17 protein-coding genes and 2 tRNA genes are annotated in these 17,609 nt (G+C 67.0%); 8 read left to right on the top strand and 11 right to left on the bottom strand.

Annotated features, from left to right (window positions below):
- Positions 1 to 124: 124 nt before the first annotated feature.
- Positions 125 to 199, bottom strand: a tRNA-Gln gene (locus tag ACW5IY_RS20070).
- A gap of 55 nt (positions 200 to 254) precedes the next feature.
- Positions 255 to 331: transfer RNA gene (locus ACW5IY_RS20065), tRNA-Met, on the bottom strand.
- A 121-nt stretch (positions 332 to 452) separates the two neighbouring features.
- On the opposite strand from ACW5IY_RS20065, the gene ACW5IY_RS20060 reads away from it, so the two are divergent.
- The 3 genes from ACW5IY_RS20060 to bfr all read left to right on the top strand — a co-directional run bounded on the left by ACW5IY_RS20060 (position 453) and on the right by bfr (position 2,005).
- Positions 453 to 1,073, top strand: a complete 621-nt coding sequence (locus ACW5IY_RS20060) for an RNA pyrophosphohydrolase (protein WP_043399361.1) — start codon at positions 453 to 455, stop codon at positions 1,071 to 1,073.
- A gap of 108 nt (positions 1,074 to 1,181) precedes the next feature.
- A complete protein-coding gene (locus ACW5IY_RS20055) occupies positions 1,182 to 1,391 on the top strand; it encodes a (2Fe-2S)-binding protein (protein WP_005411309.1) in 210 nt (69 codons plus the stop codon).
- A 143-nt stretch (positions 1,392 to 1,534) separates the two neighbouring features.
- Entirely contained in the window at positions 1,535 to 2,005 is a 471-nt protein-coding gene (gene bfr / locus ACW5IY_RS20050) for a bacterioferritin (protein WP_457326852.1), read from the top strand.
- Between the two features lies 1 nt (position 2,006).
- On the opposite strand, the gene ACW5IY_RS20045 is transcribed toward bfr, so the two are convergent.
- The 3 genes from ACW5IY_RS20045 to ACW5IY_RS20035 are packed head-to-tail and all read right to left on the bottom strand — an operon-like array spanning position 2,007 to position 6,788.
- Positions 2,007 to 4,238, bottom strand: a complete 2,232-nt coding sequence (locus tag ACW5IY_RS20045) for an ATP-binding protein (protein WP_049435686.1) — start codon at positions 4,236 to 4,238, stop codon at positions 2,007 to 2,009.
- Between the two features lies 1 nt (position 4,239).
- Positions 4,240 to 6,126, bottom strand: a complete 1,887-nt coding sequence (locus ACW5IY_RS20040) for an EAL domain-containing protein (protein ID WP_049435685.1) — start codon at positions 6,124 to 6,126, stop codon at positions 4,240 to 4,242.
- Positions 6,127 to 6,170: 44 nt separating this feature from the next.
- Complete coding sequence (locus tag ACW5IY_RS20035) at positions 6,171 to 6,788, bottom strand: DUF4126 domain-containing protein (RefSeq protein WP_010482636.1); 618 nt, start codon at positions 6,786 to 6,788, stop codon at positions 6,171 to 6,173.
- Positions 6,789 to 6,967: 179 nt separating this feature from the next.
- Here ACW5IY_RS20035 and ACW5IY_RS20030 point away from each other — a divergent pair, with 179 nt between their 5' ends.
- The 5 genes from ACW5IY_RS20030 to ampE all read left to right on the top strand — a co-directional run bounded on the left by ACW5IY_RS20030 (position 6,968) and on the right by ampE (position 10,663).
- Positions 6,968 to 7,711: a DUF6776 family protein gene (locus tag ACW5IY_RS20030; RefSeq protein ID WP_005411304.1), complete on the top strand. Its 744-nt coding sequence runs from the start codon at positions 6,968 to 6,970 to the stop codon at positions 7,709 to 7,711.
- Positions 7,712 to 7,715: 4 nt separating this feature from the next.
- On the top strand, positions 7,716 to 8,180 hold the full coding sequence (locus ACW5IY_RS20025; RefSeq protein ID WP_010482635.1) for a bactofilin family protein: 465 nt from the start codon (positions 7,716 to 7,718) through the stop codon (positions 8,178 to 8,180).
- Positions 8,181 to 8,211: 31 nt separating this feature from the next.
- The gene (gene erpA / locus ACW5IY_RS20020) at positions 8,212 to 8,604 is read left to right on the top strand and encodes an iron-sulfur cluster insertion protein ErpA (RefSeq protein WP_010482634.1); all 393 of its coding nucleotides are present in this window, start codon (positions 8,212 to 8,214) and stop codon (positions 8,602 to 8,604) included.
- 118 nt (positions 8,605 to 8,722) lie between these two features.
- Positions 8,723 to 9,622, top strand: a complete 900-nt coding sequence (nudC, locus tag ACW5IY_RS20015; protein WP_010482633.1) for an NAD(+) diphosphatase — start codon at positions 8,723 to 8,725, stop codon at positions 9,620 to 9,622.
- A 153-nt stretch (positions 9,623 to 9,775) separates the two neighbouring features.
- On the top strand, positions 9,776 to 10,663 hold the full coding sequence (gene ampE / locus ACW5IY_RS20010; protein WP_010482632.1) for a regulatory signaling modulator protein AmpE: 888 nt from the start codon (positions 9,776 to 9,778) through the stop codon (positions 10,661 to 10,663).
- A 529-nt stretch (positions 10,664 to 11,192) separates the two neighbouring features.
- Here the strand turns inward: ampE and ACW5IY_RS20005 are convergent.
- The 6 genes from ACW5IY_RS20005 to yccS form a co-directional block, all read right to left on the bottom strand.
- The gene (locus tag ACW5IY_RS20005) at positions 11,193 to 11,618 is read right to left on the bottom strand and encodes a DUF2752 domain-containing protein (RefSeq protein ID WP_049433668.1); all 426 of its coding nucleotides are present in this window, start codon (positions 11,616 to 11,618) and stop codon (positions 11,193 to 11,195) included.
- Between the two features lie 43 nt (positions 11,619 to 11,661).
- Entirely contained in the window at positions 11,662 to 11,940 is a 279-nt protein-coding gene (locus tag ACW5IY_RS20000; protein WP_010481000.1) for a CD225/dispanin family protein, read from the bottom strand.
- Between the two features lie 34 nt (positions 11,941 to 11,974).
- The gene (locus tag ACW5IY_RS19995) at positions 11,975 to 12,262 is read right to left on the bottom strand and encodes a CD225/dispanin family protein (protein WP_005419784.1); all 288 of its coding nucleotides are present in this window, start codon (positions 12,260 to 12,262) and stop codon (positions 11,975 to 11,977) included.
- Between the two features lie 182 nt (positions 12,263 to 12,444).
- On the bottom strand, positions 12,445 to 14,334 hold the full coding sequence (locus ACW5IY_RS19990) for an MFS transporter (RefSeq protein WP_049433669.1): 1,890 nt from the start codon (positions 14,332 to 14,334) through the stop codon (positions 12,445 to 12,447).
- Between the two features lie 97 nt (positions 14,335 to 14,431).
- Complete coding sequence (locus ACW5IY_RS19985) at positions 14,432 to 15,226, bottom strand: SDR family NAD(P)-dependent oxidoreductase (RefSeq protein ID WP_049433674.1); 795 nt, start codon at positions 15,224 to 15,226, stop codon at positions 14,432 to 14,434.
- Positions 15,227 to 15,368: 142 nt separating this feature from the next.
- On the bottom strand, positions 15,369 to 17,546 hold the full coding sequence (yccS, locus tag ACW5IY_RS19980; protein ID WP_043397338.1) for a YccS family putative transporter: 2,178 nt from the start codon (positions 17,544 to 17,546) through the stop codon (positions 15,369 to 15,371).
- Positions 17,547 to 17,609: the final 63 nt, after the last annotated feature.

Here is a 17,609-nt window from a genome sequence, read left to right as displayed (position 1 = left end):
CTGGAGAAGAGCCCCCTTGTTGTTCAAGGGGGTGCGCCGACAGGCGCGGGGATAAGGTGGAATGCGTGACCAAGCAAAAAAGAAAAAAGCCTGATCTTTCGATCAGGCTTTTTTCTTTTTTGTTTGGCTGCCCCGGATGGATTCGAACCACCGAATGCCTGAGTCAGAGTCAGGTGCCTTACCGCTTGGCGACGGGGCAAAACGTGCAACTATTTTCTCACTTTTCACACTGAAAAACAACTTGATTTTCAGTGTGGTGGCTATGGGTGGACTCGAACCACCGACCCCAGCATTATGAGTGCTGTGCTCTAACCGGCTGAGCTACATAGCCTTGGTGAGCCCGCTATTCTGCGGATGTGTATCGACCCTGTCAACACTTTTGTGTCGTGCTTGTGGGCCGACAGAGGGCATGGGATAGTCCCGACCAGTAGATTTTCTTAGGAGTCCGCATCGTGATCGATCCGGACGGCTATCGACCGAACGTCGGCATTGTGCTGATGCGGCAGGACGGCCAGGTGTTCTGGGCACGACGTGTGCGCCGGGACGGCTGGCAGTTCCCGCAGGGTGGCATGAACACCGACGAGACGCCTGTCGAGGCCATGTATCGTGAACTGCAGGAAGAGACCGGCCTGCTGCCTGAGCACGTGGAAGTGCTCGGGGCGACGCCCGGTTGGCTGCGCTACAAGCTGCCGGCGCGGGCCATCCGCCGCAATGAGCGGCAGGTCTGCATCGGCCAGAAGCAGGTCTGGTTCCTGCTGCGCCTGACCGGCGACGAATCGCATGTGCAGCTGGACCATACCGATTCGCCCGAGTTCGACCACTGGCGCTGGGTGGACTTCTGGTACCCGGTGGAGCACGTGGTGATGTTCAAGCGTGGCGTCTATGCGCGTGCTCTGCGACATCTGGCGCCGTTGGCGCGCGGGGTGGCCGGGCAGGGCGTCACCGCCATGCCCAAGAGCGCTGCGGAAGCCTGGATGCCGGGCCATACCGCCGGGCATGACCGCCCACGCAAGCGCCCGCGCACCCGCGGCTACTGGCCGAAGAAGGCCACCGGCGATGGTCCGGCCACCTGACCGGCTGAACGGTATCGAGAATGGTTCAGGTCTCTGATTGACAACCATTCTCGTTTCCATTGGAATAGCCAACAGGCCACTCTTGGCCTGTCAGCCCGGTTCACGCCTGTGTACGTCTGCATCTGCAACGGAGTCACCGACCACCAGATCCGCGAAGCCGCCAGCCATGGCGTCAGCACGGTGGCCGAACTGACCATGCGTACCGGTTGTGGTGCCACCTGCGGTTCCTGCCTGGACATGGCCGGCGACCTGCTGGCCAAGGCACGTGCGACCCACGATCTGCCGCTGCCGGTATTGGGCCTGGCCCAGGTCGCCTGATCGTCTCTTTCGCGGCGCGTTGACGCCGCGCTTTCGCATCCTTCACGCGTGGCCGCACAGGCCAATGCGCACGATTCGCGTTCCTTCACGACCGCACGCAAGGCGTTAAAGTGCCTGCGTTTTCAGCGTGCAGGAGCATCCCCATGAAGGGCGACACCAAGGTCATCGAATTCCTCAACAAGGTCCTCTACAACGAGCTGACCGCGATCAACCAGTACTTCCTGCACGCCAAGATGCTGAAGAACTGGGGCATCAAGGAACTGGCCGAACATGAGTACAAGGAATCGATCGACGAGATGAAGCATGCCGACATGCTCGCCGACCGCATCCTGTTCCTTGAAGGCCTGCCGAACTTCCAGGCGCTGGGTAAGCAGCGCATCGGCGAGAACCCGACCGAGATCCTGCAGTGCGACCTGTCGCTGGAACGCGACGGCGTGGTCACCCTGCGCGAGGCCGTGGCCTATTCCGATTCGGTGGGTGACTACGTCAGCCGCCAGCTGTTCGTGAAGATCCTCGACTCGGAAGAAGAGCACATCGACTGGCTGGAAACCCAGCTCGACCTGATCGAGCGCATCGGCGAGCCGAAGTACCTGCTGAGCAAGCTGGAAGAGTGACTCAACCGGCCTGGCCGGCGCGATGCTGTGCCAGGTAGCCCGTCAGTGCCACGCGCGCACGGGCGAATTCGGCAACCAGCAGCGCCACTGCCACCGCGGGGCGCTGCAGGCTGCCACTGCGGGCTTCGTGTTCGATCCGCTGCGCCACCGCCGACAGCGACAAAGCCCCCACGTTCGCGCTTGATGATTTCAGGCTGTGCGCGACCGCCTGCAGGCGGGGTTCGTCGCCGTTCTGCGCGGCCTGCTGCAGCTGCTGCACCATCGCCGGCGCATCCTCCAGGAACACCGAGACGATCTGGAGGGTGGTATCGCCGATCACCGCGTGCAGTTCGTCCAGCACATCACGGTCGAGCACCGGTTGCGGTGCTGGCGCCACCTGCTTTTCCGGATTCTGTAGAGCCGAGCCATGCTCGGCTGATGGCGTGCGACTGCAATTGGCCGTCAGCCGAGCATGGCTCGGTTCTACAGAAGGCTGTCCAGGTGATGCAGCTTTCCCGCCACCCCAGCGCTGCAACAGCGCATGCAGCGTGGCACGTGCGATCGGCTTGGACAGATAGTCGTCCATGCCGGCCTGCAGGCAGCGCTCGCGATCACCGGCCATGGCGTTGGCCGTCATCGCGATGATCGGCAACCGCGTGCGCCCGGTTTCCGCTTCTTCCGCACGCCAGTGGCGCGTGGCGGCGTAGCCGTCCAGCACCGGCATCTGGCAATCCATCAGCACCACATCCACGCCGCCTTCGCGAAGGGCGGCCAGCGCCTGCTCGCCATCGGCGGCGTTGCGCACCTCGCACTGGAATACGCGCAGCAGATGCTCGGCCACCATCCGGTTGACCGTGTTGTCTTCCACCAACAGTACGCGCAGGTGCAACGGCGGCAGCGTGGGCGTGGGCTGTCCCTGTTCGGCGTTGGCCAGCAGCGCGGCAGGGCGCGCATGCGCGACCGGTGCAGCCAGCAGTGCATGCAGCGCAGCGTCGTCGAAATGCGAGGGTAGCTGCCGCTGGCGCGGGCGTGCCGGAAGGGTATCGTCCTGCAGCCACAGCACCTGCAGGGCATCGTCCTCGCCACGTTCGGCCAACGCCTGTTGCAGCGTCGCTTCACCGATGCGGCGCGCACGTGCATCGACCAGCAGCCAGGTCGGTGCCGGTTGCCCGGGCCTCGGCACCGCGCGCAGGCGCTCGACCACGGCATCGAGCTGCGCCATGGCGTGTACCAGCAGGCCATGATGGGCCGCGATGCGCTCGATGCGTGCCTGCAGCGTTGCATCGGCACTGAACAGCAGCAGCGGTGCCGGCGCACGCGCCATCGCCGGCAGGTCGCCAGGAACCTTCAGCAGCGGGATCTCGAACCAGAACGTAGCGCCCTGGCCAGGCGTGGACTGCACGCCGATCTGCCCGTGCATCAGGTCGATGATGCGCTTGCAGATGGCCAGGCCCAGGCCGGTGCCGCCGTAGATGCGGGTGGTGGATGCATCGGCCTGGCTGAAGGACTGGAACAGGCGTGCCTGCAGGGCTTCATCGATACCGATGCCGGTGTCGATGATCTCGAAGCGCAGCTGGTGCTGCGCGGGGCCTTCACCCAGCCGTTGCACGCGCAGCTGCACCTGCCCACGCGCAGTGAACTTGATCGCGTTGGCCAGCAGGTTGCTCAGCACCTGGCGCAGGCGCACGGGGTCGCCGCGCACCGGCAGGCGCACCGATGGGTCAAGCTGCAGGCCCAGGACCAGGCCCTTGGCGTCGGCGGCCCGCTGCATCAGCTGCACCACGCCATCGAGCAGGTCGCGCAGGTTGAAGCTGGTGATCTCCAGTTCCAGCGCCTGTGCTTCCAGCCGGGAGTAGTCGAGGATGTCGTCGACGATGCGCAGCAGCTGCTGTGAACTGGCAGAAGCGGTGGCCAGCATCTGCCGCTGGTCCTCGCCCAGCGGCCCGCGCGCGATCAGCTCCAGCATCGGCAGGATGCCGTTGAGCGGGGTGCGGATCTCGTGGCTCATCGTGGCCAGGAACTCGCCCTTGGCCAGCACGGCCGCTTCGGCGGCCTGCTTGGCCTGCAGCAGCTGCTGTTCCAGCTGGCCCTGGCGTTCGGTGGTATGGCGCAGCTGGTCGCGGTCGGCGGCCAACGCGCTGTGCTCGCGCTGCAGCTGGGCCAGTGCCCGGCCGCGCGTGCGCAGGCGCAGGCCCAACAGCATCGCCATGGCGGCCGCGGTCAGGGCAACCAGCAGCACGCCCCACAGCGGCACGTCAGAGCACCGCGTTGTGGAAGTCGAAGTTCAGGTCGCTGCCGGCCGACTGCACCATGTTGCCCTGGATGTAATCGACGCCGCCGACCCACATCGCGGCCGCGGCCTGCGGGTCTTCGATCTGCTGGCCGATGATCTGCAGCCCGGCCGCATGCGCCTGTTCGATCGCCTTGCGCAGTTCCTCGCGCGTGGCCGGGTTGGAATGGCCGCTGGAGAAGCGCGCGGCCATGCGCACGAACGACAGCGGCAGCTGGGTCAGCAGTGCATCGGCTTCGCCGCTGGGCTCGAACTGGCTCAGGCAGAAGCGCACGCCGGCGCCGGCCATGCGCTGGCAGAACTGCTGCAGCGGCACGGTGTGGATCAGCGCGTCGGGCAGGCGCACGTCGATCACCAGCGCACTGCCGGGCAGGTCACGCTGCTGCAGTGATTCCAGCAGCCAGTCGCCAAAGGCATCGCGCTGCAGAGTGCGCAGCGACTGCGAGACGAACAGGTTCAGCGGCTGCGTTGCGTGCCGGTACAGGTCCAGCAGGCCCAGCGCATGGTCCATCACCTGCTGGTCGAGGTCGGCGATGCGGCCTGCCGCCTCGGCGGCGGGAATTACCTGGCCGGCCGCCAGCACCGTGCCATCGGCCTGGCGCAGGCGCAGCAGCAGCTGGTACTGCGCGGTGTTGCCACCGGCGACGGCGACGATCGGCTGATAGGCCAGCTCCAGCTGGCCTTCCAGCAGTGCCAGGTGTTCCTGTTCGGTGACGGCCTGGCGGTGCACGTGGCCCGCCACGCCGGCGCTGAGCAGGCGTGCCTGCAGGGTGGTGCGCTCGACCGCTTCCAGTGCAGCGTTGGCATCGTCGAAGCCCGGCGACAGCGGCGCGTAACCTACCACGCCGCGCAGGTGCACCGATTCATCGTCGCGGATCACGAAGGCGCGCGCCGAGAGCTGCTCACGCAGGGTCGCGGCGATGCTTTCCAGGCTGTCTTCATCGGTATTGCGGGCCAGCAGCAGGAAGCTGTTGTCGTTCAGGCGTGCCAGCAGGTGTGGATGGCCGGCCTCGGCCAGGCGCTGCCCGGCCTGCACCATCAGGCGCTCGAAGGCGGCGTAGCCATAGCGTTCGCGCAGGCCCAGCGCGCTGGCCACTTCAACGAAGAACACGCCACCCCGGTCGCGATGGGCGAGGGCGGCATTGAGCTGCTGCAGCACGTGGTGACGCGTCGGCAGGCCGGTTTCCGGATTGCTGGTGGCCGGTGCGCCGGTTGCACCGGGCAGGGTTGCCGCCTGCGCACGTGCGCGACGGATGCGGTTGGCCACGGCGGCGATCAGGTGGCGCGGCCGGATCGGCTTGCTCAGGTAATCGTCGGCGCCGCTGTCGAGCACTTCGAACTGGCGCTCCGGATCCGGATCGCCGCTCAGGAACACGATCGGCAGCAACTGCAGGCCAGGCTGCTGGCGGATCAGCGCGGTCAGGCGCATGCCGTCCAGGCCGGGCAGGTGCAGGTCCATCAGGATCAGGTCGGGGCGATGCTCCTTGATCGCCTGCAACGCACCGTCGGCATCGCTGTGCACGATGGCCTGCATGCCGGCGCCATGCAGCACGCTCTGTGCGAACAGGGCCTGCGCGCGGTCGTCCTCGACGATCAGCACGCGGTAGGGCGAATCGGAGGGCGGCGGCGCCTGGTCGTTGTTGCCAGCCTCGGCCAGCACGGCCGGGCCCGGCAGCGGCGGTGGTGCGCTGCCGATCGATGCAGGTGCGTCGGAGGCTGCCAGCGGCGGAACTGCTGCCGGCGCTGCGGCGACGGCGTTCGCCGGTTCAGCAGTCCAGCGTTGCCAATGATCGGCCGGAGGGGTTTCAGCGCGTCCCGGGCGGGCGCCCGCGGGGGATTCGTTTGCGGCCATCGGTGCTCCTGGTGTTCGCGTCCATTATGCGACAAGCCCGGCGATCAACCGGTACCGGGCTGGCGTGGACTGTCGGGCGACGCACCGCGTGCCAGCCAGCGCACACCCTTCCACAGGGCGCGCCAGACCAGCCACACCAGCAGCGCACCGGCCAGGCTGCAGGCCAGCACCACGATCAGCGCGATCCACGGGTGTGCCAGGGCGAGGGCCAGGCCACCGACCACCACGGTGTCCTCGGCGGCGGAGGCCACCCAGTTGCTGGCAGGCTCGGGCGAGGTATTGAGCAGGGCGCGGGTGCCGGCCTTCAGGCCATGACTGGCCAGTGCCACACCGGCACCGGCGGCAAGCGCACCGGTGCCCAGCTGCCCATCCGGCGACAGCGTGGCGGCGGCGAGGAAAGCCCCCGCTGGCACGCGTGCCAGGGTCTGCACCAGATCCCACGCCGAGTCGACGCCGGGAATCTTGTCGGCGAAGAATTCGGTCACCGCCAGCGCCGCCGAGGTGCCCAGCACCCACCACGATTCAGTGGCCTGCAGGGCCGGCGGCAGGTCGACCCAGCCGAGCAGGCCGGCCAGGCCGACACCGAACACGGTGAGGTAGACGCGGATGCCGGCCAGCCAGGCCAGCAGGATGCCGATCACGAACAGGTGGGCTTCGGTCATGGCGATGCTCCGGCGACGGAACTGTGCAGGGGACCACACTATCAACGATGGCATGCCTGAACGCCACAGACCGTGGCTCGCCACTGCGCAGGAAACCCACCCGTCCTGTCATACACTAGCCCGTCGTTTGCCACAGGGGCCGTACCGGTGTCGCCCTCGCGATGCCCCGGAATCCACCCATGACCAACCGTCCTCCCATGCGCGTGCAGGTCCGCCTGCCCGGCGCACCACAACCGCCGGCCGACCGTCGCCGCCTGCTGGTGATCGGCGGCATCTGGCTGCTCAGCCTGGTGCTGGCGGTGCTGGGTGGCTGCTGGATGGCAACGCCGCGCGACGCCCAGGGCCAGCGCTTGCAGGCTGCCGAGAAGCGTGCCGAGACGTTGCAGGCGCAGCTGACCGAACTGCGCCAGAAGCAGGCCACGCTGGAAGCCTCCGACCGCATCAGCCGCGCCGCCAACACCGAGGTGCAGTCCTCGCTGGCCGAGCGCGATGAAGAGATCGCCGGCCTGCGTGCCGACGTCGCCTTCTATGAGCGACTGGTGGGTTCCACCAGCCAGCGCAAGGGCCTGAACACCCATTCGATCGAGTTCAGCCCGGAAGCGGCCGGCACCTGGCAGTACACCGCCGTGCTGACCCAGAACCTCAACCGTGGCGCCATCAGCCAGGGGCAGATGCGTTTCACCGTGGAAGGCGTCAAGAACGGCAAGCTGGCCACGATCAGCTGGGATGATCTGCACCAGCGCAGCAAAGTGCCGGGACAGGATTACTCGTTCCGGTACTTCCAGCAGCTCACCGGCAGCGTGATGCTGCCGGCTGACTTCACCCCGCAACGCGTGCGGGTGACATTGGGGAGTGGTACGGGGGGTACCACCCAGGTATTCGACTGGAAACAGGCCGGTGCGCCGGCCAGCAAAGGGGAGTAGGCAGATGTTCGGAAGCAGCAAATCCAACCGTGAAGGCCAGCTGGTGGTGGATGCCCTGATCGGCAACCAGGTGGTGATCCGCGGTGATGTGGAATTCAGTGGGGGCCTGTATGTGGAAGGCCGCATCCATGGCAAGGTGATCGCCGCCGAAGGCGCCAGTGGCGCGACCCTGACGGTCGCCGAGCATGGCGTGATCGAGGGCGAGATCCGTGCCCAGGTGGTGGTCATCAGTGGCCGCCTGGACGGCGACGTGCATGCCACCGAGAAGGTCGAACTGACCCCGAGCGCACGGGTCAATGGCAACGTCCATTACCAGGTGGTGGAGATGAATGCGGGCGCCCAGCTGAACGGTCGCCTGATCCATGCCAGCGCCCCGATGGCCGCCCTGCCGGCTCCGGAAGGCGAAGAGGCCAATGGTGGCAAGGGTGACACCGCCGCACGCCGCAAGCTGGCCGAGGCGATGGCTTGAAAGCCATCCTCGGCACCCCCATGCTGACGGCATGAGCACGCTAGTCTCCCTGCCCGGCACCACCCCGGTTGCCGCGCCCGATTACCAGTCGCTGGAGCGCCCGCTGAACTTCACCGAGTCGGCGGCCGCCAAGGTCAAATCCCTGATCCAGGAAGAGGGCAACCCCGACCTGGCCCTGCGCGTGTACATCGAAGGCGGTGGCTGTTCGGGCTTCCAGTACGGGTTCGAGTTCGACGAGAACCGTGCCGAGGACGACCTGGCGGTACAGACCAGCGGGGTGACCCTGCTGGTCGACCCGCTGAGCCTGCAGTACCTGATGGGCGCCGAGGTGGATTACACCGAGAGCCTGACCGGTGCGCAGTTCGTGATTCGCAACCCGAACGCGAAGACCACCTGCGGCTGCGGCAGCAGCTTCAGCATGTAAGCAGGCGCGGGGCCTGCGTCCCGCGCGACAAGGTGTGTGGAGCAAGCTCCACACCCACAGCTGGTTTGCGCAAAGCCTGCGGCTTGCCACCCGCATCGATTGGCGGCACGCTTGCCGGATGCCCAATACTTCTTCGCCGCTTTCCGGTTTCGCCTTCGTTGGCGAACCGCTGGAGCGCGCCGATGCCCTGCGCGACGATGCCGATGCACTGGCGCGCCTGTGGCCGGGTGCGCGCATTCTCGTGCTCGATCAGGACGGCAGCGCCTTCACCGGCGATGACGACCAGCCGCTGGCGCTGACCGGCGCCGACATCGGTGGTGGTCCCGGCTCCGCGATCTTCCTCGGCCTGCGCGGGGAACAAGCGTGGTTCTCGGTTGAAGCCGCCGGCGTCACGGTCACCGCACCACGTCGCCTCGACCTGCGCCAGGCCGCTCTGCTGTGGTCGATGGCCGATGCGACCGCCTTCAGCTATGCCCGCGGCATGTCCTACTGGCATTCGCGCACCCGCTTCTGCGGTGTGTGCGGCGGCGCCGTGGCGTTTGCCCGTGGGGGTTTCGTCGGTCGTTGCGCGCAGTGTTCCACCGAGCACTACCCGCGTGTCGATCCCGCCGTGATCGTCGCCGTGGAAAACCAGGGCCGGCTGCTGCTGGGCCGGCAGTCCAACTGGGCACCGCGGCGTTACTCGGTGCTGGCCGGCTTCGTCGAACCCGGCGAGACCTTCGAGCAGACCGTGGTGCGCGAAGTGCACGAGGAGAGCAAGGTGCGGGTGACCGCCTGCCAGTACCTCGGCTCGCAGCCGTGGCCGTTCCCGGGTGCGCTGATGATCGGTTTCCGTGCACAGGCGCAGGATGACCTGCCGACCGTGGATGGCGAGCTGGAAGACGCGCGCTGGTTCAGCGCCGACGAGGTGGGCGCGGCACTGGCACGCGATGTGGAGGACGATGGCCAGGGCATCCGCCTGTCGCCGCCGATCTCGATTTCGCGCGGCCTGATCGAACACTGGTACCGCCAGCAGTAAGGGCTGAACCCGAACCGCTGCCGGTCCGTTCGTGGCAGCTGTATTGCCGCCACCTGAACACGGCCCGGGTTACAGTCCGGTTCACCGCTGAGGGCGCCGCTGCGACAGGTAAGGTAGCGGCGCCGAGCGTTCTGTTTCGTAGGGAGACCTGCCATGTTCACCACTCTGGCCGCCGTGCTGGTGGCACTGGCCCTGGGCCATGTTGCCCCGGCCGCTGCCGCCTCGCTGCGCCGTTTCGACGGCTTCCGGCGCTGGCTGGGCTGGCTGGACGCGCGCGGCGGCAAGGCCTGGCAGGGTCCGGCAGGCGTGGCCCTGGCATTGCTGCCGCCGCTGCTGCTGATGGCGCTGCTGGCGTGGCTGCTGCGCGGGGTGCTGTTCGGTCTGCCGTCGCTGTTGCTGGGCGTGGGCGTGCTGGCCTGGTGCTGGGGGCCACGCGACCTGGACCGCGATATCGAGGCCATCATCGATGCCGATGACGCGGCGACGCGACAGGCGGCCGTGCGCAACCTGCAGTCGGCCGGGGGCAGCCTGCGCGAGGACGTGCCCTCGCTGGTCGAGGCGACCGTGCTCAATGCACTGCGGCGCTGGTTTGCGGTGCTGTTCTGGTTCCTGCTGCTGGGCCCGGCCGGTGCGCTGGGCTATCGCCTGCTGGCATTGATGGCGGAAAGCCCGATGCGTGCCCGTGTGCCGGTGGAGCCGCTGGCGCTGGCACAGCGGCTGCTGGGCTGGATCGAGTGGCCGGTGGCACAGCTGATGGCATTCTCGATGGCGCTGGTGGGCAACTTCGATACGGCGTGGAAGGCCTGGCGCCAGGCCCATGGCGAGCGCTTGGCCGGCAACATCGGGTTCCTGGGCGCGGTGGCGCGGGCCAGCGTCAACGCCGAACTGCGCGAGGACGCGCACGATTACACCGAGGCGGGGCTGTTGCCGGTGTGGCAGCGGTTGCCGGACCTGCGTGATGCGATGAGCCTGGTGTGGCGGATGCTGCTGCTGTGGCTGGCGATCCTCGCCCTGCTGGTGATTGCAGGCTGGGTGACGTAGTGGTTTTTGCAGGGCTTGCAGCCCTGCACCTGCAGAGGCAACAGCAACAGCAACAGCAACAGCAACAGCGGCTCTGGGTTGCTGAGGGTTGGGCGGGGCGGTGTGGGGCTGCAGGACACGCCGTAAACCCGTCCCTGGGGGCTCGATGGCGCCATCCATGGCGCCAACGGTCCTGCAGCCCCACACCGCCCCACCCCCGATGGTTTCCCGGTGGCGGTGGGTGACCTGCGATTGCGGGTAGGTGCCGACCTTGGTCGACACGGTAGATCCACGCCATGCGTGGATGCAGAGCGAAGCGATCCGCTTCCGCTTTTGATCTTCTCTTTCTTTTCCGTGGTGGACGCACACGGAAACTGTCCGTGGCCGGGCGGGTGGGCTGCGCAGGGGCGTGAGCCGCATGGATGCGGCGACCGAGCTTACATGGACGTACTTGCAGCGGCCCCTGCGCAGCCCACCCGCCCGGCCAACCCCGGCGCTTTTGCCTTCAGATACCGGCCCACCACGAGGGGCTGCGCCGTTGGCTGGAAACCTAGATCGGCGCCAGCGCGGTAAACGGTGCCCACGGCAGGTTGCGCAGCAGCGCATACCCGGGCAGCACCCAGAGCCAGAACACGGGATTGGCCAGTACCCGCATCAGCGGGTCGAGCACGCGCGGGCGGATGCCGGCGATGTTCAGCAGCATCAGCAGCAGGAACGGCAGGCTGATGACCAGCAGCGGGTTCATCGCCATCGCGCCGGGCAGGTCGAAGTGGACCAGGGAATACAGGCAGCGCGTGCTGCCACAGCCCGGGCAGTACAGGCCGGTCAGGGCGTACAGCGGGCAGCTCGGCAACGGATTGCCGGCGACATACGGATTGACGTTGCGCAGGACCACTGTGGCACCCACGGCCAGGCCGGCGGAAACCAGCAGCGGTGCCCAGCGGGCGAGTCGGGAAGGAGCGGGAAGCGCGGACATGCAACAACGGATCCGGCGCAGGCGCCGGATCCGTCCAGGCGCATCAGTAGCTGCTGTTGCTCATCGCGCCCATGCCGCCGAGCACAACGAAGAACAGCACGTACAGCACGACCACGACGACCCAGGCGATGGCCGACCAGATGGCCCACTTCTTGGCCTTGGCAGCCGAATCCTGGGCGCCGGCGATGTCGCCAGCGGCCAGCTTGCCGTTGACCTGGGCGGCGTAGACGATCGACACGATGCCGGCCGGCAGGCAGCAGAACAGGGTGGTCAGGATCGCCCAGACCAGGTTGTTCGGGACCTGCGGAGTAGCGGTGTTCATGGGTTCAAGCTCCTTGATGGGTGGTGGTGGTGAATCATTGGTCGGAAAGAGCGCCCAGTACGGCCAAGCCGCCGAACAGCCCGAACCACAACAGCAACAGGACCGGCAGGGCCACGGCCGAAGCCACTGCCCACCAGCCCGCCTTGCGCGACGCGCTGTAGGCCCCCGGCAGGTCGCCGGCCGCGCGGCGGCCATCGACCTGGGAGGCATAGACGATCGACACCACGCCCAACGGCAGGCAGCAGAACAGCGTCGTCAGGATCGCCCAGACCAGATGGTTGGGGATGTAGACCGGACGGCTGAGCGGTGGCGGTTGATTCAAAGCGAGACTCCATTCCTTGGTGGCCGGCCGTGATGTATCGGCCGGACCTCCCCCCTGTGGGTGCGTAATCTACCGCAACCGACGTTGCATGTATGCGTTTACAGTCACGACATGTCGCGTACGCCACTGGACGGTGACGTATGTGGGGGAGGTTGCCGGGCCCGCCTGGCGGGCCGGTACCGTCAGGCGTGATCGCCGCGCAAGGCCCGCACCTGGGCCTCCAGCACCGGAGCGCTGGTGCTGTGGCCATCCACGGCCGGTGCGGCCACCACCTCGACGGTGGCACGGAAACGGCGTGGCACGCGCATCCGGCCAAGGCGGCTGTCGCGACGGCTCCACATGCTCGACCACATGCCGCGCAGCGCCATCGGCACCACCGGCACCGGCCGCCGTTCCAGGATCTTCTCGACGCCGGACTTGAACGGTGCCATCGCACCATCCCTGGTCAGCGCACCTTCCGGGAAGATGCAGACCAGCTCACCTTCGGCCAGTGCGGCGTCGATCTCATCGAACGCGCGCTGCATCAGCGCCGGGTCCTCGCGTGCACCGGCAATCGGGATCGCCTTGGCGGTGCGGAAGATCCAGCGCATCACCGGAATGTTGAAGATCCTGTAGTACATGACGAAGCGCACCGGGCGCGGAATCGTCGCCGACAGGATCAGCGCGTCCATGTAGCTGACATGGTTGCAGACCAGCAGCGCGGCGCCTTCGTCGGGCACGTTCGCTTCGATGCCGTGCGGGCGCAGCCGGTACAGGGTGCGCACCATCAGCCAGCTGAGGAAGCGCATCAGGAATTCGGGGACGATGGTGAAGATGTAGATCGCCACCAGCGCGTTGGCGATGGCCAGCGCCAGGAACTGCTGCGGAATGGTCCAGTGCAGCAGCTTGTGCGCGGCCAGCGACAGCAGGGCTGCGCCGACGATGAAACCGGAATTCTGTATGTTCAGCGCGGCGAACACGCGCGACATCTGGGCCTTCGGTGTGCGGCTCTGGATCAGCGCGAACAGTGGCACCACGAAGATGCCGGTGAACAGGCCGATGCCGATCAGGTCGATGACGATGCGGATGCTGCCCGGCTGCTGCAGGAACGCGCCGATGGTCAGCCCGTGCACCGTTGCTTCGCCACTGCGGGCGAAGTACAGGTCGAGCAGGAACGCGGTCATGCCGAACGCACCCAGCGGCACCAGGCCGATTTCCACCGTGCGTGCCGACAGCTTCTCGCACAGCAGCGAGCCGATGCCGGTGCCGACCGAGAACAGGGCCAGCGCGAAGATGTACAGGGTCGGCTCACCGCCGAGGTTGGTCACGGCATAGGCTGGCAGCTGCGAGGTCAGCACGGTGCCGACGAACCAGAACCAGGACACACCCAGGATCGAATTGCGCACCGCCTTCTGCTGGCGCGCCATGCGCAGCACCGCAAGCGACTCCGGCAGCGGGTTCCAGTTGATCTTCAGGTTCGGGTCGCCGGCATCGACCTTGGGAATCAGGCGCGCGGCGATGTTGCCGCAGATGGCCAGCGCGATGATCGCGCACGCTGCCACTACGGTGCCGTGGCTGCCGGCCACGGTGAACACCAGGCCGCCGACGATCATGCCGGACAGGATCGACATCGAGGTGCCCATTTCAACCAGACCGTTGCCACCGGTCAACTCTTCGGGCTTGAGTACCGAGGGCAGTACCGAGTACTTCACCGGTCCGAACAGGGTTGACTGCATGCCGGTACAGAACAGCGCGACCAGCAGTACCGGCAGGCTCTGGGTGAGGAAGCCCGTGGCCGCCAGCGACATGATCACGATCTCCATGGTGGTGGTGATCACGATCAGTCGCGATTTTTCCAGTTTGTCGGCGATCTGCCCGGCCAGTGCCGAGAACAGGAAGTACGGCAGGATGAAGATGGCAGGTGCCAGCGTGGCATACAGCCCCAGTTCTTCCTCCGGTACGGCCATGAACAGCAACATGCTGATGATCGCCTGCCGGTACACGTTGTCGTTGAACGCTCCAAGTGCCTGGACGACGAAGAACGGCAGGAAACGGCGCTGGCGCAGCAGGGCGAACTGGTTGTGACCGGACATGGAGCCTCCTTGACCGGCGCAGCCTAGCATTCCTGCCCATCCGCTGTGGGTGCGGACCTGTGGGTGCGGACCGTTGGTCCGCACACTTTGAAAGATCTCAGACGATATCGTCGACCACGCCGCCATCCACGCGCAGTGCCGCACCGGAGGTGGCGGAGGCCTGCGGCGAGGCCAGGTACACCACCATGTTGGCTACTTCCTCGACCGTGGCGGTGCGCTGGATCACCGAAGACGGCCGGTGTGCCATCACGAACTCGCGGCCGATCTGCTCCAGTGGCTTGCCACTGCGCTGGCGTTCATCTTCGAACATCGCCGCAAAGCCGTCGGACAGGGTCGGGCCGGGCAGCACCGCGTTGACGGTGACGCCGCTGCCGGCCACGCGCTTGGCCAGGCCGCGCGACAGCGACAGCTGCGCGGTCTTGCTGACTCCGTAATGGATCATGTCGGCCGGAATGTTGCGTGCCGATTCGGAGGAAATGAACAACACGCGGCCCCAACCGGCTGCCACCATCGCCGGCAGCAACGCACGCGACAGGCGCACGCCGGACATTACGTTGGTCTGCCAGTAACGCTCCCAGGTGGCGTCTTCGGTCTCGAAGAAGTCCTCGGGGCCGAAAATGCCGGCGTTGTTGACCAGGATGTCGACCTTGGGCAGGCCCGCCAGCAGCGTGTCGACGCCGGCCGCATCGGAGAGGTCGGCGGCCACGCCGAGCACGTCGGCACCCGGAACGGCGGCGAGCAGGCGCTGGCGGGCGCGTTCGACGCTGTCGGTGCTGCGGCCGTTGAGAATGACCCGCGCACCCGCTGCGGCAAGACCCTGGGCGATCGCCAGGCCGATGCCGGCGGTGGAGGCGGTGATCAGCGCGGTGCGGCCACTGAGTTCGATTTTCATGACGATGATCCGGAGCGGGGGATTGCCCAGTATCCGCGTGGCGGCGTGATCGAACTGCAGCGCCAGGCGCAACGCGCCGTTGCACACGGCGCAGTAGATCCACGCCGTGCGTGGATGAAATGCCTGATTCAGCGGTGAGGGATCAGGTCAGGCTGGTCACCGCCTCATTCGCTGCCGCCCGCACCTTCGGCAGCATCCGCAGCACCAGCGCCATCTGCGTGCGGATCAGCTGCAGCTTCGGCGGCATCGCCTCATCGATCTGCTCCAGCTCGGCGGCCACCGCGCGGTCGGCGTCATTGTCGTCCTCGCTGACCGGCTGCCGTGCGGCCAGGGCCGAGGACAGCTGCTGCAGCGCCTTTCGCACGCGCTCACCGGCGGCCAGCGCCAGCGGATCACCGGCGTAGCTGTCCACCTGGTCGCGGTGCGCACCCAGCGCCGAGAGATGGCCGAGCAGCATGTTGGACAACGCCAGGAAATGGAAACCGGCATCGAGGTTGCGGCGCACGTGGCCCGGCTCGCGCAGCATGTTCGACAGCGCGGTGGACAGCGCGGCATCGGCGTTGTGCATGTCGCGGCGGGCGATGCGGTAGGCCAGGTCATCGCGCATGCCGCTGCGATACTGGCCCAGTACCGAATCCAGGTAGCGTGCGGCGGTGTCCAGCACGCGCGCCAGCACGAGGTGCAGCTGGCGGCCCTGCCAGTCGGGCAGGATCAGGAACGCAGCCGCGGCGGCGATTGCGCAGCCCAGCAGCGTATCGACCATGCGCGGCACGATCAGCACGAAGCCATCGCCGATCAGGTTGAAGCAGGTCAGGGCCATCACCGTGATCGCCGCCGATGCCACCAGGTAGCGGTCGGTGCGGGTGAAGAAGAACAACAGCGCCGACAGCAGCGCGATCAGCAGCTGCACGTGCAGCTGCGGGAACAGCTGCAGCAGCGCCCAGGTCAGTACCAGGCCGGCCACGGTGCCGACGATGCGTTGCGCCAGGCGCTGGCGGGTGGCACCGAAGTTGGGGCGGCAAACGAACACGATGGTCAGCAGCACCCATGAGCCGTTCTGGGCATTGAACAGGCGGATTGCCGCGAAACCGGCGATCAGCGCCAATGCCATGCGCAGGCCGTGGCGGAACAGGACCGAACCGGGCGTGAGCTGCTGGCGCACGCGCACGCCCATCTCGCGCAGAGTGTGCGGGTTGCTGTCGCGCAGGCGCGTATCGACGTTGTCCAGGCTGGCCTCGGAACGCTCCGCATCCAGCAGGCGACGCTCGATGCTGCGCAGGTTGTGCACCAGCAGGTCGAGCGAGCCGAGCAGTCGCTGCCACTGCGGCCGCTGCTGGTCGCGCAGGTAGGCCAGCGCATCGGCCAGATCGCGTCCGGCCTGCTGGTTGCTTTCGCCATACACGAATGGACGGCGCAGGCGGATCGCCTCGCCCAGCCGCGCGCAGGCCTGGCCCTGCAGGTCGAGCAGGCGCTGGCAGCGGTACAGCACATCGCTATGGAAGAAAGCATCGACCAGCGCACCGTACGGGTAGTGCGAGGAGCTGGCGCGCTCGTGGAAATCCTGTGCCATGTAATAGAGGCGCAGGTACAGGCCGGAGTTCACGCCTGGCCGCCCGGAACGGCCGAAGCGGGCCAGGATCGCGGTCTTGGCCTCGTTCAACGCACCGACCACGCGCCGGTTCTGCTCGGCCAGGTCGAGCTGGCGACGTTGCAGGTCAGCCTCGCGCACCGGCTCGAACAGTGTTGCCTTCAACTGCAGGTAGCGGCCCAGTTCAACGTACAGGCGCGCCACGCGTTCGCGGACCGGGCGGTTGGCGAACAGCGCGGTCCACAGGATCGACAGCAGGCCGTACCAGACCGCACCGGCCAGCAGGTGGCTGACCGCTTCCAGCGCGCTGTGCAGGTCGCTGGCGCCATGCTGCTCCAGCCCGATCATGGTGTAGATCGCCAGCGTTACCGTGGCCTGGGCGATCGACGCGTAGCGTTCGCCGAGCGCACCCAGCAGGGTCAGCCCGAACGTGGACAGCGCCAGCGCACCGATGAAGATCCATGGCCAGGGGAACAGCCAGATCACCGAGGCGGCGGCGAGGCAGAAGCACAGCAGCGACAGCAGTACCGCCTTGGTACGCCCCCACCAGTTGTCATCGGTCTCGGCGATGGCGCTGGCGATGATGCCGAGGAACACGCCGGGCAGGGCGGTGAGCGCATCCAGTTGCCAGCACACGGCAAGCGCTGCGGTCAGGGCGATGAACACGCGCAGGCCGTAGCTGGCCTTTTCGTGGGCCCACAGGCGGCTGAGGCGGGATTCGCGGGCGGACATGCAGGCTCGGTGGAAGGATCGAGCTTCATTATTGCGGGGTGCGCGTGAAATATGGAGTGCGGA

It is taken from the genome of Stenotrophomonas sp. C-A (genome assembly GCF_054030835.1).
Note: the sequence above shows the minus strand (reverse complement) of the source record. Positions and strands in the feature narration are given on the sequence as shown.

Excerpts from the sequence above, each read along its gene's own strand:
- ACW5IY_RS20000 (WP_010481000.1), bottom strand. The coding sequence starts at position 11,940 with ATGAACACCGCTACTCCGCAGGTCCCGAACAACCTGGTCTGGGCGATC.
- ACW5IY_RS20005 (WP_049433668.1), bottom strand. The coding sequence starts at position 11,618 with ATGTCCGCGCTTCCCGCTCCTTCCCGACTCGCCCGCTGGGCACCGCTG.
- ACW5IY_RS20040 (WP_049435685.1), bottom strand. The coding sequence starts at position 6,126 with ATGGCCGCAAACGAATCCCCCGCGGGCGCCCGCCCGGGACGCGCTGAA.
- ACW5IY_RS20035 (WP_010482636.1), bottom strand. The coding sequence starts at position 6,788 with ATGACCGAAGCCCACCTGTTCGTGATCGGCATCCTGCTGGCCTGGCTG.
- yccS (WP_043397338.1), bottom strand. The coding sequence starts at position 17,546 with ATGTCCGCCCGCGAATCCCGCCTCAGCCGCCTGTGGGCCCACGAAAAG.
- ampE (WP_010482632.1), top strand. The coding sequence starts at position 9,776 with ATGTTCACCACTCTGGCCGCCGTGCTGGTGGCACTGGCCCTGGGCCAT.
- ACW5IY_RS19990 (WP_049433669.1), bottom strand. The coding sequence starts at position 14,334 with ATGTCCGGTCACAACCAGTTCGCCCTGCTGCGCCAGCGCCGTTTCCTG.
- nudC (WP_010482633.1), top strand. The coding sequence starts at position 8,723 with ATGCCCAATACTTCTTCGCCGCTTTCCGGTTTCGCCTTCGTTGGCGAA.
- bfr (WP_457326852.1), top strand. The coding sequence starts at position 1,535 with ATGAAGGGCGACACCAAGGTCATCGAATTCCTCAACAAGGTCCTCTAC.
- erpA (WP_010482634.1), top strand. The coding sequence starts at position 8,212 with ATGAGCACGCTAGTCTCCCTGCCCGGCACCACCCCGGTTGCCGCGCCC.
- ACW5IY_RS19985 (WP_049433674.1), bottom strand. The coding sequence starts at position 15,226 with ATGAAAATCGAACTCAGTGGCCGCACCGCGCTGATCACCGCCTCCACC.
- ACW5IY_RS20025 (WP_010482635.1), top strand. The coding sequence starts at position 7,716 with ATGTTCGGAAGCAGCAAATCCAACCGTGAAGGCCAGCTGGTGGTGGAT.
- ACW5IY_RS20030 (WP_005411304.1), top strand. The coding sequence starts at position 6,968 with ATGACCAACCGTCCTCCCATGCGCGTGCAGGTCCGCCTGCCCGGCGCA.